The following is a 14,308-nucleotide window of genomic DNA, read 5'->3' as shown; positions in this document are numbered from 1 at the left end:
GGAGTCACACATGAATAAAAACGATCTAATCGAGGCCATAGCGAGCTCCGCCGACCTCCCGAAGTCCACTGCCGGACGCGCACTGGATGCCCTCACAACCATCATATCCACTGCGTTGAAAGGCGGTGAGAACGTCACCTTGGTGGGATTTGGTACCTTTGCGGTGAAAGCGCGTGCAGCGCGCGACGGACGTAACCCTCAAACGGGTGCCACCATCAAGATCGCAGCCTCGAACACGCCTAGTTTCAAAGCCGGTAAGTCACTGAAAGACGCGGTTAACTAGACGCTGGTGGCGATTACCCAATACCAACTCTGCGAGAGCGCTGGTATTGGGCTTCAGCAGCCGAAACGCTGGCTGAACTCTGGGAGCCTTCAAGCTATATGTTTGAACGCGTCTTTAGCGAAGTTTCTTTCAGCTTTGATTTGGGCTGGGTGGCACACTGCTTAGCCGCTGCTGAATCCTCAACAAAAAACCAGCTTCAAAAGCATCCTGGCAGTCACCGACAGGAAAGGTTTTGCGCGTTTGCGCCAATTCCCACCACAGTGGAACCTCGCCGGACGTATCAAGCCAAGCCTGGGCGCATTGCACGCCACGTTCGATCATTGGGGCAAATTCGTTGCCCCAAGGTGTCAGAAGACTCGAGCAACCATCCGCCGCAGGAATTGAAACGTAGTTTTCGTCCATACACACCCTAGATTTCTGATTTATTGTTAAACGCGCAGTCCAGCCTCGAAATCTTAACGACACCAAATGAGCGCTCAATAACAGGCAAGGGCATCAAATAGCCTAGATCAATGCCAATGTAGACTATATCCCGTGGATTGAGAGTCCCTCAAGGCGCAATTTGCGCGCATGACTCAAGACTTTGAACAGCTCCGTCTGCAGTTGGCGGAAAACATCCGCTTGATGCGACGCGTGAAAAACCTTACCCAAGAGCAATTGGCGCTCATGGCCGAGCTGGATCGTACCTACGTCAGTCAAATCGAACGATGCACGGCCAATCCGTCGCTGCTGGTCCTATGCAAACTCGCCAATATTTTCGAAGTTACCGCAGATCAGCTACTTGTAGAACCCGATATCCTACGCAGCACCCTTCACGTCAAATAATAGTCTCTCGTCTCACAAATCCGACAGATCCACCTTCATAATTCCCACTGACAGTCTTCAGTCCCTAACCGAACCTGCCCAGGCCATACACCGAGAGCCTGGACCATGCCCGTTGCCTGCTCGTCCATCCCGCCCACAAAGCTACGGCCATTGGCGCTGAGCGTGCTGCTGGTGTGTGGCCCAAGCATGGCGCTGGACACCGGCAGCATTACGTCCTCTGCGCTTTCGCCAAGCTGTCTCGAATACAGAGTCGTCGGTATTTGTTTCTGGCTCCTGTGCACACCCTTCGGCTGCACAGTCAAAACCTCGACCAAGGTTCGTCATTTCATTCCTGAGCTGGTGGTTTCGAGCTACGCCACCACCGGCAATAATCCATGGACCGAGATGGGCACCCTCTCCGCTCCCATCAATGGTGCGGAAGGTGGCGGAAACCTGATCACGCCGAACACCCAGCGCGACAACCTACCCCACTTCAAGAACGTCGATGGCATCGGTCACCCTGGTGGCTGGGTCGCCACACAACTGGCTTCGCAATCCGGTTACGCCTGCGCCAGCGGCGCCACTGCGTTCATGCCCTACTACCTGAGCACTCTGGACTCGCTGGCCTGGCGCCTGGGCATACCGGAAAGCCTTTACCCCGAGTCGCTGATACCGGGGGTCCGTGAAATCGGTCATCAGATCGCGGGAAACATGTGGGGCAACGTCTATCCCCGGCAAGGATTTCTGGTACAACCCGACGACTTCAAAGCCGCTGCGGTGATGGCGCAACGGGCGGGTGATTTCATTACTCGCAACTGGCAGCCACATGTGTACTTGCCGCTCACACCTTTTCCACGCGACGGTTACTGGCCGCCCGGCCCGATCATGGAAAACGACGCTTCGACCCACAAATGGCAATTGCTCTACCCTCTGGTTCAACCCACGTGCGCCATCTTTCCCAGCGGTCCTGTGCAGAGCGCGGATGGCGGCTATGTCTGGTCGCTGTGGCGCCCCTATAGCTGCTGCAAGCGTGAAGGACAGACCTTCCTGTTCAGCATCGACTTCGAAGGTGGTGCTTCATGAGCCGGTTTCTCGCGCGATCATGGTTGAGCCTGGTGAGTCTATTGCTCTGCGGACTGCTCGGCATTGCCACGCATGCCCACGCCGCCGAAGGCGATTACCGCCTGGGCACTCAAGGCGAAGTGCTCGACGACCGGGTGATGTACACCATCGGTGGCGGCTCGGCAGCGGGCTCACCAAGTTCGCTCTATCGCCCCAACGGGCTCGGCGTCGGCGCTTCATGGCGAGCGAACATGATGTGTGGAAACATGAGCCTCACCAACACCCTGCAAAACCAGCTGAACGGCGCCACCGAAGGCTTCCAGCAGATCATGGGCAGCATCGTACAGAACGCGACCCAAGCCGTGATGTCGCTGCCGGCGTTGATCATCCAGCGCGCCAACCCCGGTCTCTATGAGTTACTCAGTAACGGGGTGATGCAGGGGCGTATCGACTTCGACCGCTCCAAACTGACTTGCCAGGCCATGGCCGAAAAAATGGCGGACAAGGTCGGTCAAGCCGGCTGGGGCGCGCTGGCCAAGAACCAGGAGATGCAGGGCAACTTGGAGCAGACCAGCGGTGATGCGGTGGCCGCGGTGAAAAACACCGAGGCCCATAACGGCAACAATGGGGTGTCCTGGGTTGGTGGCTCAAAGGCCGGAGGTAACGGGCAGACGCCCATTCGGGTGACCGCCGACGTAGTGCGCGCGGGCTATAACTTACTGCATAACCGTGGAGTAGACGATAGCACTTCGGTCAGTAGCAGCGAGTGCCTCGGCGGTGCGATTTGCCAGACCTGGGCCTCGCCCCAAGAGGAATCCGACTGGGCTGTTCGCGTGTTGGGCGAGAGCGAAGTCTCAACCTGCGACACCTGCGAAACCCTACGGGCTACTGCAGGCAGTGGGTTGACGCCCCTGATCCAGGAGGCCTACAGCGAGCACCTCAAGGCCCTGCAAGGGCTGCTGTCGGGTTCACTGCCGCCTACCCCAGACAACCTGGCGAAAGCCTCCAGCCCGATGCTGCCGGTCACCCGCGGTGTGATCGAAGCCCTGCGCGACGATCCTGATCAGGAACTCCTGGCGCGGCGCCTGGCCAGTGAAACGGCCCTGTCCAGCGTACTCGACAAGGCACTGCTGCTATTGCGCACGCTGCTGGCAGGCAGTCACGAACCGAACATCGCCTCAGCCGAGCCGGCCCAGACCGCCTTGACGAAAAACATCGACGCCCTGGAACGCGAAATCCGCCTGCTGCAGACAGAACTGCAGGTTCGGCAGATCCTGGCCACCAACACCGCCAGCCTGGTGCTCGATCGGCATGCCGGTGGTGCCGATGCTTCGCGCACCGTCGAGCAAGGCGACCCTGAGCCGGGCCGACTCAATGATGCTGACGCCAGGCGTAAGTGAGCCATGAAACGTTCGCCGCTATTAACTTTGCTTTCGAGCCTGGGGATTGCCGCATTGATGATCCTAACCGCCGCATTGGTTGCCTGGATCGGCTGCACTGCGCTGGGTAGCTTCGAGGTCTGGCAGGACGCACTGGAATCCGCGAGGCATTATCTGTGGTGGTGGCGTGCCTTGCTCTACAGCGTCCTCTTCACGCTCTGGTGGGACCTACTCAGGCGCTACCGAAATCGACCACAAGATCAACCGCGTGTGAAACGCATCGGGGTATTGGGGCTCGTGCTTTCTACCTGCTTCGAGCTCACCCGATTGTGAGGTCATCACTATGCTCATGAGCACCAACAGCTACCTGGAGTTTTATCTTTCCCTACTAGCCTGGATCATCAACAACGGTATCTGGAACGTCCTTTCCGATACTGGTTTATTCGCCGCGCCCTTCGGCGCGATCATCCTGCAAGAGTGGTTGTCGGCCCGCCAGCAAGGCGCGGATGAAGGCAACAAGGGATTGCTCTCTGTACCGCGGATAGAGAACCGGCTGTGGCTGGCCTACATCGTCGTCTTGTTCGGCTGCGCGCCGGTCTTTCCATTGAGCCTCACGTCAATGGCGTTCGATGATGCAGCGAGCCAGCGCTGCGGTATCAGTGTGGCTAAGCCAGCAGAAACCGCCTGGGGGATCACCTTCAATACCATCGGCGAACGCTCTGCCAACGTGCCAATCTGGTGGTTTCTGGTTCATGCCTTGAGCAAAGGGGTGACGGCGGCGGCCATCGCCTCCATTCCCTGCGCACCGGATATCCGGCAGATGCGCATGGAGATCGACAGTTCGCGCATCGACAGTCAGATCCTGCTGCAGGAAGTCGCAGACTTCACTCGTGACTGCTACGGCTATTCCCGCTCTCGGCTGTTCACCAATCGTCCGCAGTTAGACAAGGCCCAAAGTCATGATGCGTCCTGGATTGGCTCAAGCTATTTTCTCGACACTCCGGGCTACTACGACACCGATCGTTCACGGACTCCAAGAATTAGCTGGCCCTATGATGAAACCCGCGATGTTTCATTGCCGCGGCTGGAGAATGGTGCAGGCTATCCCACCTGCAAACAGTGGTGGAGCGACAGTGGTGTCGGGTTGCGCGAGCGCTTGATCGAGCAGGTAGACCCTACGCTGCTGACTCAGCTAAAAGGTTGGTTGACTGGTCGCTCAAGCAACGAGATCGAGGATGCCACCCTGCGCGAACTGGTCAGTCCACGCCAACAATCGATGTCCATGTCGCCCGGACAGGTGTACCAAGAATATGGCTCCAGTGCTCGCGGTGGGTCGATCAATCAGGGGCTCAATAACCTGGCCACCAACACCGGGCTGGCCCTTGGTTCGTTCAGCAACTTCCCGGCAATGAATGCACTACGCGCCGCCCTGCCGATGGTGCAGGCTTTCCTGATCATGGGCGTCATCATCAGCTTGCCGCTGATCTTGCTGGTCAGTACCTACCAGCTAAAGACCGTCATGACGGTGACGTTCGCGCTGTTCACGCTGCACATGCTGACCTTCTGGTGGGAGCTGGCCCGTTGGGTCGACTCCAGCATGCTCGACACCTTGTATAACCAAGTGTCGACTTCCAATCAGGTACTGTTGTCGCTGCCGACATCCGGATTTATGGATGGAACGGTCACGGCGCAGGTGATTGAGTATGTGATGGGGGCAATGTTCATCGTACTGCCTATGCTGTTCCTTGGTGCTATGAGCTGGACAGGATATGCAGTAGGAAACGGGATTCAAGGCATGTTGGCGAACGGCAGCAAAGCAGCAAGTGATTCAGCAAGCAAAGGTACGGATCAAATAGTGGGGGCGGCTAGCCGCTCAATTAGATGATTTGCTGTCGCCGATGTAATGCCCGTTGTCGTCGAAATCACCGATGTAGAGGTCGGCACCAAGATAGTCTGGCCCGGGTGCCGCCTCTTTGATATCCGCATCAATGGCAGCCTTGGATACCAGAAGACCAATCATAGCAATCATCGTCACCACAGAAGCGACCAACCAGAAACCGATAAGGAGCAACCCAAGGAGCAATGCCAGCTTCGTAACCAGAAAGCCCCCACGAACCAATAGCCCACCCGCAGGTATACCTGTCGCGACCGCACGTTTAGCTACGCGGGATTCAAACCCTTTCAACTTGCGATAACCACGTTTTGCGAACATACCGCATGCATATGCCCAGCGGTGTGTGCGGGAAACTTGAACTGGCTGCTGAGCCGACATGATCGCGCCCTCTTCTGAGCGTGTTCTTGTGGAAAGTTGAGATTACAGACTACTACTGAAAACCGCCCATGCTTAACCGTTTATCAGCTTGCTCGGTCGAAAAACTCTTCACTGGAATAAAGAAGACGCAGCTCGTGCACCAGCGCCTCTATGGCCGTTGACCCATCCATATCATCCAGCTACATAGAGGGTACGGATCGCTGTTATCGACAGCACCAGCCCAGGTAGCCAGAACCTTCAAGGCTACGTCACTCCTGTGATGGTTCCCCCCAAGTGCGATTAGCGTTCGGTGGCTCGCACGGTCACGTTTCACGGGTGATGAACGCCTACTGCTCTCCCGAGCGTCTTTCGAGCTCGGCTCGTCCCAAACCCTCTTGCTTTTCTTCAACCCACCGCGGGGAAATTCCTTTCCCCTAGGGGACAGGTTTCTTCGCGCTATCAACGGAGGCACACCATGTCCGACTCACTCACAAGCGAAGCACTGAACACTCTGCGCTTACCCGTTGTGTTCACTCCAGAGGCGTGGCAACACGCAGTATTGCTCGATGGATCAAATCATCCTGAAGAACTGCAGCTCGATAGGCTGAGCAATGTGATACGCGCAGCCTTCAAAGCTCACCTGGCCGATCCAAACGCACCCTACGTGGTGTTTGAGGTAGCTAAGTTCGTCTCAGCGAGTGATGCAGATCATGAACCGTTGCTGCGACTGAGCCTCAGCCTGCTTCAGGCATCAGACCAACCTAACGCCTTACTGATAGCGCTTGCGGAAGAGCAGCAACGCTAAACGCAAACGGCCATACCCGGCCACTGCTCCAACTCAGGCTGTACGCAGTCTTGCACCAATCCAATCAACACCCACCGGGGAACCCTCCCCGACGGGCAAGGCGTTCCTCCGGTTTTTCGAGGAAAATGCCATGCGCAATATCTACCAAGACGTGACAGACAAGATCGTTACCGCGTTAGACCAAGGCGTAGCGCCCTGGATCAAACCCTGGTCCTCAAATGGCTCAACTGACGTCGCTCATCACCAGCCCTATCCCATCAACGCCATCACACAGCGCCCCTATTCGGGCATCAATTTACCGTTGCTCTGGGCCGAGGCCAGGTTGCAGGGGTTCCCTCAAGACCGCTGGCTGACCTTCAACCAAGCCAAAAAAGCCGGCGGGCACATCCGTAAGGGTGAGCACAGCACACTGGCAGTGCTCTACAAACCGATGGAGCGCGAGGAGCAGAACGAATCAGGCCAACCCGTACTCGATGAAAACGGTCAGCCCAAGGTCGCTCACTTTGGCATTCTCAGGACGCATTTTCTGTTCAACATCGAGCAAACGGAGGGGCTCGAAACACTCAACGAAACTTTGCTCGAGACGGAACCGAGCGATCCCTTCTTCCCCACCAGTGCTGCCGAAAGTCTGTTGCTAAGTTCGGGCGCAAATATCATTCATCGATTTGCCGACGAAGCCTTTTACCACCCGATCAGGGATCTCATCCAACTGCCGACAAAAGCGCAATTTCACGATCAAGGTGGGTACTACGCCACCGCACTTCACGAGCTGACGCACTGGACCGGCCACCACTCTCGACTGCAGCGCGAAAGCGTGACCTCTCCGTGTCCATTTGGCTCGCCAGGCTATGCATTTGAAGAATTGATCGCCGAAATGGGCGCCGCTTTTTTATGTGCCTACGCCGGTATACGGGGAGAACTTCGGCACGAGGGCTATATCGACTCCTGGCTCGGCCTGCTCAAGGCTGACAACCGCGCGATCTTCCGCGCCAGTGGCCAGGCCCGATGCGCTTCGGAGTATGTGCTCAACCTGGAGCAACAACAGAAGCAGACGGTAATGGATAACTCGCGATGCATGAACGACGGAGCTTGATCGTCACCTCACCGCTGCACACGCTTCATAGGGTCCAACACGAGTTGGACCTTTTTTCTATGCCCAGAAAAATCCCCACACTGCGAAGATCTGACGCAAAGAACATGAGGTAATCCCGTAACTGCAGTACGCCGCTACGTATCCAGATTCTCCGCCAGGTAATCCACCAGCTCGAGTGGACTTCGGCTGTCGATCACCTTGTAGATCAGATCACGTTTGCTACGCGGCAGCTTCTTGACCACGCTCTTCGCCGAGGCCCTGACGGCTTCGTCTGTTCCATGGATACGTGCCGCGAGCAGCAGTATGAGCGTGGCGTCAGTGAGGTTCATGGCAAGACCCAATAAAATTCGCACCGCAGTGTACCGACACTTTCCTTTTTCGTACCAGCATGCGCACCCAACAAAATGGCACCAGGACAAATCGATATTCCAATTGCCGCACAAAGGGAACCGCGTCAAAAGGACCGGTAAGGGTTGGAAGGGAATGGGGAGTCAAGGGTAAGAGCCCTATCCGAAAAGGCTAAAAGGCCACTGACTCTGCCAGTTCCCGGGAGGACCATGATGCTCAGTCTGTTTCGGCACAAAAGGCAAAAGCCTCCTCCGCCACCCACCGTAAACGTCGCCGATGGGTACCTGCCTATCGAATCGTCCCAGAGTTTGTTAGCAGCCGAGCATCGCCGCCAGTTGCTCGATCGCATTTGGCAGTACACCGCCCTCTCCCATCCGCAATTCAGCCAGCTCTATTTAAATCCGATCCATCGCTACGCCGGGCTGGTCCAGCAGCTTCCAGCCAGCGAGATGCACCACCATGCTTATCTTGGCGGCATGCTCGACCATGGGTTGGAGCTGGTCGCTTGTAGTTTGAAATTGCGTCAGTCGTATCTGCTTCCCACCGGCGCCGCACCTGAAGACCAAGCCGCCCAGACCGACGCTTGGTCCGCTGGCATCGCCTATGGCGCGTTGCTCCATGACATCGGCAAGATCGCCGTGGACCTGCTGGTCGAACGCCAAGACGGTAGTGTCTGGCATCCTTGGCAGGGATCCCTGGATCAGCCGTATCGTTTTCGTTATATCAAGGGTCGCGACTACCACTTGCACGGCGCCGCCGCAGGCTTGCTCTACAACCAGATTCTCGACCGCCCAATCCTCGATTGGCTCAGTGGATTTCCGTCACTGTGGGCCAGTCTGCTGTATGTCCTGGCGGGCCAGTATGAACGTGCCGGCGTGCTGGGCGAATTAGTGATGCAGGCAGACCGTGTTTCGACCGCACAGAACATCGGTGGTAACCCGAGCAAGGCGCTGCGAGCGCCGACTCATTCGCTGCAACATCACTTGATCAGCGGACTGCGTCATCTGGTTCAGCACGAACTGAAACTCAACCAGCCGGGTGCCGCGGGATGGCTGACCCAGGACGCACTGTGGCTGGTCAGTAAGACGGTCACAGACAAGCTGCGAGCCTATCTGCTGTCGCAATCGATTGAGGGCATTCCCTCGTCCAACCTCGCGGTGTTTGACGAGCTGCAGTCATATGGATTGGTTGAGTCCACACCGGAAGGCAAAGCCATCTGGACCGCGCTTGTGACACAGGGAAATTGGCAGCAGAGTTTCACCTTTCTGCGCCTTCAACCGGCACTCATTTGGGGGAGCGAAGAGCGCCCCGAGGCTTTCAACGGAACGGTAAGCGTTGCACGCGATGACAATCAGCCCAACACTCCGGTATCACCTGCAGCGACCGAGACTGTCAGTGCAGGATCGCGTCAAAGCCCATCGCAGCCCGATCCGCTGACGATGGAAAATGCCGACTACCTCGGCACGTTGTTGGATATGTTCGAGCTGGAAGAGTCTGAGGTCAGCAATGCATCGTCAGCAGGCACCCTCGAAATCTCAAATCCTTCATCGGACAACCCTGGTCAGACATTCCTGAATTGGGTCAAATCAGGCATCCAGAACCACAAGCTGATCATCAACGATAGCAAGGCGAAGATTCACACGGTGGACGGCATGGTGTTTCTGGTAACACCTGGTCTTTTCCAACGCTACGCGCAGGAATATCCCGGTATTTCACAGAGGGGCGATCAAGAAACTGAAAAATGGCGCCGGGTGCAGAAAGAGTTTGAGAAACTGAAGTTCCATAGAAAACGGGGAGATGGCTTGAACATTTGGATCTGTCAGGTGGAAGGTCCTCGAAAGAAAGCGAAACTCAAAGGTTATCTACTGGAAAAATCGGCACTATTGTTCGATACTATACCTGCTGACAATCCTTTTCTTAAATTGGAAAAGCATGACTTTCCGTAGTATCCCAAAAGAGCTTTTACGCAGAAACAATGCTGTGCCCCCGTCACTGAACCGCTTTCTTGCTCCCCGCAGCGGATCTTCGCGCTCAATGATGGATTGACCGCAGTTAGCATCGCCCCCTCCCGACCCAATCTTTCCGCTCCAATCTGAATTTTGAGAGTTAAAGCTACCGCAGCCAGGTAGAAGTTTAGCGGCCTCCAAGGCGCTTAAAAAATTCGCAAAACTGTCGCAGCATCCTAAAAAGCTCTTAAGCTCAAATTACTTGAGAATTAAAACTGTCGGACTGGGCTCGATGCAACCCTAACAACTAGCCGTGCACGGAGCGAAGCATCTGCGTTGCCATCTCAGTACATTGATCGTAAAGCGAATTGATCACGATGATCAATTTACTACAGTCGTAAGCACCTGTTGTCAAGGCATCTGACGTAGCTTTGTAAAATGCCTTGGCGTAGCTCTCCTTGTATTCCAGCGCACCGTGATAGATATCCAACGATTCCTTGTAGTTTGTCCAAATCACCTGCGGGGGCGGACGACCCATTAACCGAAGATCCAAATAGCATTCGATGGCTGCTGCACGACCATTGATATCTACATTTTCAACACCGCTGGGCCCCCGGGCTGAAAAGCTGCGTAGCTCTTCGAGGTCAGGCAGAAGCATTGTCCGCATGTTTGCAGGAAAGTTGAAACGCCGGAGACCTTCGAACGCCTCGACACCTTCCGCATCGTTGTCAAATAGGATAACAACACGATTGTGGACATCAATCTTGATCAATCCCTCGGCAAACTTTGACAAGCTCCCTGTTCCGGAAAATGGATGTCGCTCCTCTATGTCGATGAACCGAAAAAAATCTTCGATATCTGGTCGGAGAAACTTGAGGGCTCGCTTCAGGATTCGAGTGTCGGATGTCCCTTCAGTCGCGATTAAATAAGTCTGAGAACGACGGGCATTGGGGAGGAAGTCTTCGTTTTGCGCCCAGCCTGCACTGACGAAGTTGCCGTAGTCCCACACCACATCAAGGCTTAGATTAGACGAATTCTCAGCAAGAATTCGGAGAATGGAGTACGGGTGGAGGAACTCAATTAGAGCGAAAAAATGACTGCGTTCCGAGTACCCCCCCCTTTCTCGGTCAACATCCCCTGCCGGTAGCAGCGAGACAGCGGGGTCGCTAGCGAGCCGACCGTGTCCCTCTGCGTGCTTGGCATCGTAATTTTCAACGTAATCGTTCTTCAGATCACACACGGCATTCGTGCATATAAAGTCAACGAACTGCTGGAACGTTAAACGATTGGGCGACGGGCCGCCGTCTTCGGTATAAGCGAACCGTTCGCTGTCGAGTGATACTTGAACTTGATAATCAGCCTCGACCGACTTGAGTGTGTGCCCGAGAAGTTCCAGCCGCGAGACCATCGCCCCCAGAGTGCGACAAAAGCAAAGCTCGCTTTGTGAAACATCCCTTGAATGCTTCTCGTAGTATTCGTAATTAATACTCGCATGACGACGGCGACGACGGTCACGCTCTTGGAACAGCATGCCGTGGTCCATGCCCATGTGTCCCGTATTGTACGTGAGGTCGATATCGCCTACAGCCAAAGTAATCGGTGTGCTCATAAGTCTCTACTCACAGGCACAAGCCTGCCGGCGCCGAGAATCGTCAGAGACTTGGAGCCGCGAGTCATCGCAACATATAGATGCTTGGCATCGAGAGAATCCGCATCCAGTATCACCGCATGGTCGAATTCAAGGCCTTTAACCAATAAGGTGGTGCCGATGAGTTTGCGGTGAGAGATGGGGCGTCCCGTATGTCTCATATCGCGCTGGTAGATCTTACCCACCTCCACCAGGGTCAACCCCTCGCTTTCGCTATGCATTTTGAGTACGTGGAGCAAGCGAAACAACAAATCACGGCGATAAGCACCCGTCCCCGGGTTTGCTTTAAGCTCTAGGAAGAATGCTATTAGGTGACCGCTTGTAGGATCTGCGAGGTAATCATTTGCAGCCAAAAGCAGGCCTGGGTATTTGGTAGTTTTCCGGAGGACCGCAGACTCTCCGCGACTCGTACCGGCCGCCACTACGCTGCCAACGCCAGTGAAACACTTTTTCGCAAATGTCAGCGCTAGTAGCAACCCCTTCTGGGCGGTCTTCGCCGCGGCCAGTTGCTTGAGGAATGTGTGAAGCACTTTGCCCTCGATTTCCTCAATAGAAGAGAACCGGCCCGCCATTCCTTGGGCCAAATTGTGCGTCATATTCTTGGATCGCGGGTCTCCACCGTGTAGTGCGATGACGCTTTCATTGTGACCTAGCAAGCTCCAAAGTGCAGAGCGCTGCTTTTTTTCGAGGTCTTCAGGTTCGGTGCGGTACCGAATTACGCAGGGAGGCCTCTTCCCTAAAAGATCGACCTGCTGACCTGCCTGAATTTTGGTCCGGACGTCGTTAAGCCAAGCGCCCAACGCTGGATTATCAGCCCAGCGCCATGGTGTCTCCAGATGGCCCAGACACTCGAATTTGGGATAGACGCTACGCCCCCAATCCACAGGATTGGCGTCGTCAAAATCATAAATAGCCTGCATTGGATCGCCCAAGAGCCGACAGGGCAGGAGGTCTGCCAAGGCACATACCAAAGAGTGCTGCAGATCAGAGCAATCCTGATATTCATCAACATAAATACCCGCGTATGAAGCTGATATGGCATGCCGAATGAACGACTTCGCTAGCAGGACAGAGCAGCATCCATAAAGCTGATTCCACTGTTCATTTGTCGGGTTGTCTACATTCCACCCTGATGTCTTCGGATAGGCCAAGCACAGACGCAGGGACCAGCTCGCAATGGTGTCGACCTGATATTTTGAAGTCGGCACACCGAGCGAAGTCATCTTCGCTCTGATCGAATTGACGCCGGCGAAGGTGTGAGTCAAAACCAGCTGCTTACCGTCAGAAACCCGCGCTGCCAAAGCAATGAGATGCGTCTTTCCGTAGCCCGCTGGGGCGATTACGTACCCTTTCGTCTTGCAATCGTTGAGCTTGATGGCTAATTCTTCAGACATGCTCGACCCACTTCCAAAGTTTGGTCAGCTGGATGGAAAGGTCCGTTTTGGCGAACCCAGCGTCCTCGAACGCAGGCTTAATTGTTTTGAACCATAGGTCGCCACGTGTGATGTCTTTGAACCAGTTAGATTTTTTGGCCGCAATACCAATGGCCTTTCGCAGCTCAGGGCTGTCTTCCCAGTGGCCAAGCTCCTTTTCCAAATTACCTTCGAACTTATTGAGTACTTGATCCCTAACCGAGTAATTCAACGTATCCCGTGCCAGATAGAGGCTAAGCAAGACGAATTCCCACGGCACATCTTGAAAAGCGCGCTCCTCCAATGACAGCTTGTCACTCCACATGAAGACTGGAATCTCCAACTCCCGAAGCACACGCGCATCAGCCTCGGAAAATTGGTCGTCAGCGTCTCCATCGGCGAGTGCAGACACTTCGTAGTGAAGTGCCTTGAATGCCTTGGCAATAGGCTTCACCTTTGACCCACCGATAACGTCCAGCAACGCCACTCCATGGTAAGACAGTGGATCTTTCTTATTCTCCACCTGATAATCATCGAATCCCCGGAGAAAGCCAACCTCTGTTGCGCCTTCGCACACGATGATCTTCTTGGCCAAGAATGCGTCAGAGCTTGAACGTACCTTTCCTTGCAGTTCATGCTGCTCAAGCCCTTTTTTTGCTGCCGGGATAACCTGAGTTACGCCACCTACACGGTGCACGACGTAGAGTTCGTCGATGGTCAGCTCACGCAACACTGTTGGCGAGTGAGTCGTGAGGAAATATTGGCCCCGTTTATCTTCTCTGATGTGCTTGATTAGTCGTGTGATCCGGTGAGGCTCCAGGCCGAGTTCCACTTCATCGAACAGAGTGATATGACCTTCATCCAGTCCCATCTTCTGAATGCCGCACAAAAGCATGCGCCTGGACCCTAGTGTGCTGTCTTACAATTAAAGTCCCTCAAGCCTGCGAAACAATTGCCTGACGGGCTCGCTGTATCTTGTTCAAAATATCTTCCCCCTTGGCGTTCCAGACGTAGCGAGTCGGCTGCGCATTTCGCAGTGCCAGGAACGTGGTGATCGAGCTTTCCAGTTCGCGAACCGAACTGAAACTGCCGTCACGCAGGTACACCGTGATATCGCGAAAGAAGCGTTCAACCATGTTAATCCACGAACTGGAGGTCGGGGTGAAATGCATGTGAAAGCGTTTGTGCTTCTCAAGCCACTCCTTCACTTTTGGATGCTTGTGCGTGGCGTAGTTGTCGACGATCAAATGCAGCTGAAGATGCTTGGGCGTTTCTCG

The 14,308-nt window shown here is 55.0% G+C and carries 16 protein-coding genes; 9 read left to right on the top strand and 7 right to left on the bottom strand.

Annotated features, from left to right (window positions below; genetic code table 11):
- Positions 1–10 precede the first annotated feature (10 nt).
- Entirely contained in the window at positions 11–283 is a 273-nt protein-coding gene (locus DK871_RS05575; protein ID WP_108538386.1) for an HU family DNA-binding protein, read from the top strand.
- A 129-nt stretch (positions 284–412) separates the two neighbouring features.
- On the opposite strand, the gene DK871_RS05570 is transcribed toward DK871_RS05575, so the two are convergent.
- Positions 413–685, bottom strand: a complete 273-nt coding sequence (locus DK871_RS05570; protein WP_161904276.1) for a LasR-specific antiactivator QslA — start codon at positions 683–685, stop codon at positions 413–415.
- Between the two features lie 168 nt (positions 686–853).
- On the opposite strand from DK871_RS05570, the gene DK871_RS05565 reads away from it, so the two are divergent.
- The 5 genes from DK871_RS05565 to DK871_RS05545 all read left to right on the top strand — a co-directional run bounded on the left by DK871_RS05565 (position 854) and on the right by DK871_RS05545 (position 5,413).
- Entirely contained in the window at positions 854–1,108 is a 255-nt protein-coding gene (locus DK871_RS05565) for a helix-turn-helix domain-containing protein (RefSeq protein WP_069787775.1), read from the top strand.
- Between the two features lie 105 nt (positions 1,109–1,213).
- On the top strand, positions 1,214–2,170 hold the full coding sequence (locus DK871_RS05560; protein ID WP_161904275.1) for a TIGR03756 family integrating conjugative element protein: 957 nt from the start codon (positions 1,214–1,216) through the stop codon (positions 2,168–2,170).
- Complete coding sequence (locus tag DK871_RS05555) at positions 2,167–3,549, top strand: integrating conjugative element protein (RefSeq protein ID WP_161904274.1); 1,383 nt, start codon at positions 2,167–2,169, stop codon at positions 3,547–3,549. Before DK871_RS05560 ends, DK871_RS05555 begins: the two co-directional genes overlap by 4 nt.
- A gap of 3 nt (positions 3,550–3,552) precedes the next feature.
- The gene (locus DK871_RS05550) at positions 3,553–3,861 is read left to right on the top strand and encodes a hypothetical protein (protein ID WP_161904273.1); all 309 of its coding nucleotides are present in this window, start codon (positions 3,553–3,555) and stop codon (positions 3,859–3,861) included.
- 10 nt (positions 3,862–3,871) lie between these two features.
- Positions 3,872–5,413, top strand: a complete 1,542-nt coding sequence (locus DK871_RS05545) for a conjugal transfer protein TraG N-terminal domain-containing protein (protein WP_161904272.1) — start codon at positions 3,872–3,874, stop codon at positions 5,411–5,413.
- Here DK871_RS05545 and DK871_RS05540 read toward each other — a convergent pair.
- Positions 5,402–5,800 carry a DUF3742 family protein gene (locus DK871_RS05540; protein ID WP_161904271.1) on the bottom strand — a complete coding sequence of 133 codons (399 nt, stop codon included), beginning with the start codon at positions 5,798–5,800 and terminating at the stop codon, positions 5,402–5,404. The two genes, DK871_RS05545 and DK871_RS05540, sit on opposite strands and share 12 nt — an antisense overlap.
- 454 nt (positions 5,801–6,254) lie before the next feature.
- On the opposite strand from DK871_RS05540, the gene DK871_RS05535 reads away from it, so the two are divergent.
- Both DK871_RS05535 and DK871_RS05530 read left to right on the top strand, forming a co-directional pair.
- Complete coding sequence (locus tag DK871_RS05535; protein ID WP_161904270.1) at positions 6,255–6,584, top strand: hypothetical protein; 330 nt, start codon at positions 6,255–6,257, stop codon at positions 6,582–6,584.
- A 130-nt stretch (positions 6,585–6,714) separates the two neighbouring features.
- Entirely contained in the window at positions 6,715–7,677 is a 963-nt protein-coding gene (locus DK871_RS05530) for an ArdC family protein (RefSeq protein ID WP_161904269.1), read from the top strand.
- Between the two features lie 134 nt (positions 7,678–7,811).
- Here the strand turns inward: DK871_RS05530 and DK871_RS05525 are convergent, their stop codons facing one another.
- Complete coding sequence (locus DK871_RS05525; protein ID WP_027912535.1) at positions 7,812–8,006, bottom strand: hypothetical protein; 195 nt, start codon at positions 8,004–8,006, stop codon at positions 7,812–7,814.
- 231 nt (positions 8,007–8,237) lie between these two features.
- Here DK871_RS05525 and mobH point away from each other — a divergent pair, with 231 nt between their 5' ends.
- Positions 8,238–9,971: a MobH family relaxase gene (gene mobH / locus DK871_RS05520; protein WP_161904381.1), complete on the top strand. Its 1,734-nt coding sequence runs from the start codon at positions 8,238–8,240 to the stop codon at positions 9,969–9,971.
- Between the two features lie 307 nt (positions 9,972–10,278).
- Here mobH and DK871_RS05515 read toward each other — a convergent pair whose 3' ends face one another.
- From DK871_RS05515 to DK871_RS05500, 4 genes are all read right to left on the bottom strand, one after another.
- The gene (locus DK871_RS05515) at positions 10,279–11,580 is read right to left on the bottom strand and encodes a HEPN/Toprim-associated domain-containing protein (RefSeq protein ID WP_161904268.1); all 1,302 of its coding nucleotides are present in this window, start codon (positions 11,578–11,580) and stop codon (positions 10,279–10,281) included.
- Positions 11,577–13,013 carry a UvrD-helicase domain-containing protein gene (locus tag DK871_RS05510; RefSeq protein ID WP_161904267.1) on the bottom strand — a complete coding sequence of 479 codons (1,437 nt, stop codon included), beginning with the start codon at positions 13,011–13,013 and terminating at the stop codon, positions 11,577–11,579. The genes DK871_RS05515 and DK871_RS05510 overlap by 4 nt, the downstream gene beginning before the upstream one ends.
- Positions 13,006–13,926, bottom strand: a complete 921-nt coding sequence (locus DK871_RS05505) for an ATP-dependent endonuclease (protein ID WP_161904266.1) — start codon at positions 13,924–13,926, stop codon at positions 13,006–13,008. The genes DK871_RS05510 and DK871_RS05505 overlap by 8 nt, the downstream gene beginning before the upstream one ends.
- Positions 13,927–13,966: 40 nt before the next feature.
- Positions 13,967–14,308: transposase (locus DK871_RS05500; protein ID WP_178116026.1), on the bottom strand; the 342-nt coding region annotated here is incomplete at its 5' end.

This window comes from Pseudomonas sp. L13, assembly GCF_009935965.1.
Taxonomy (GTDB): Bacteria; Pseudomonadota; Gammaproteobacteria; order Pseudomonadales; family Pseudomonadaceae; genus Aquipseudomonas; species Aquipseudomonas lactis.
This window is presented reverse-complemented; position numbering and strand designations above follow the sequence as displayed.

Coding starts and splice junctions, on each gene's coding strand:
- DK871_RS05575 (WP_108538386.1), top strand. CDS start 11: ATGAATAAAAACGATCTAATCGAGGCCATAGCGAGCTCCGCCGACCTC.
- DK871_RS05570 (WP_161904276.1), bottom strand. CDS start 685: ATGGACGAAAACTACGTTTCAATTCCTGCGGCGGATGGTTGCTCGAGT.
- DK871_RS05565 (WP_069787775.1), top strand. CDS start 854: ATGACTCAAGACTTTGAACAGCTCCGTCTGCAGTTGGCGGAAAACATC.
- DK871_RS05560 (WP_161904275.1), top strand. CDS start 1,214: ATGCCCGTTGCCTGCTCGTCCATCCCGCCCACAAAGCTACGGCCATTG.
- DK871_RS05555 (WP_161904274.1), top strand. CDS start 2,167: ATGAGCCGGTTTCTCGCGCGATCATGGTTGAGCCTGGTGAGTCTATTG.
- DK871_RS05550 (WP_161904273.1), top strand. CDS start 3,553: ATGAAACGTTCGCCGCTATTAACTTTGCTTTCGAGCCTGGGGATTGCC.
- DK871_RS05545 (WP_161904272.1), top strand. CDS start 3,872: ATGCTCATGAGCACCAACAGCTACCTGGAGTTTTATCTTTCCCTACTA.
- DK871_RS05540 (WP_161904271.1), bottom strand. CDS start 5,800: ATGTCGGCTCAGCAGCCAGTTCAAGTTTCCCGCACACACCGCTGGGCA.
- DK871_RS05535 (WP_161904270.1), top strand. CDS start 6,255: ATGTCCGACTCACTCACAAGCGAAGCACTGAACACTCTGCGCTTACCC.
- DK871_RS05530 (WP_161904269.1), top strand. CDS start 6,715: ATGCGCAATATCTACCAAGACGTGACAGACAAGATCGTTACCGCGTTA.
- DK871_RS05525 (WP_027912535.1), bottom strand. CDS start 8,006: ATGAACCTCACTGACGCCACGCTCATACTGCTGCTCGCGGCACGTATC.
- mobH (WP_161904381.1), top strand. CDS start 8,238: ATGCTCAGTCTGTTTCGGCACAAAAGGCAAAAGCCTCCTCCGCCACCC.
- DK871_RS05515 (WP_161904268.1), bottom strand. CDS start 11,580: ATGAGCACACCGATTACTTTGGCTGTAGGCGATATCGACCTCACGTAC.
- DK871_RS05510 (WP_161904267.1), bottom strand. CDS start 13,013: ATGTCTGAAGAATTAGCCATCAAGCTCAACGATTGCAAGACGAAAGGG.
- DK871_RS05505 (WP_161904266.1), bottom strand. CDS start 13,926: ATGCTTTTGTGCGGCATTCAGAAGATGGGACTGGATGAAGGTCATATC.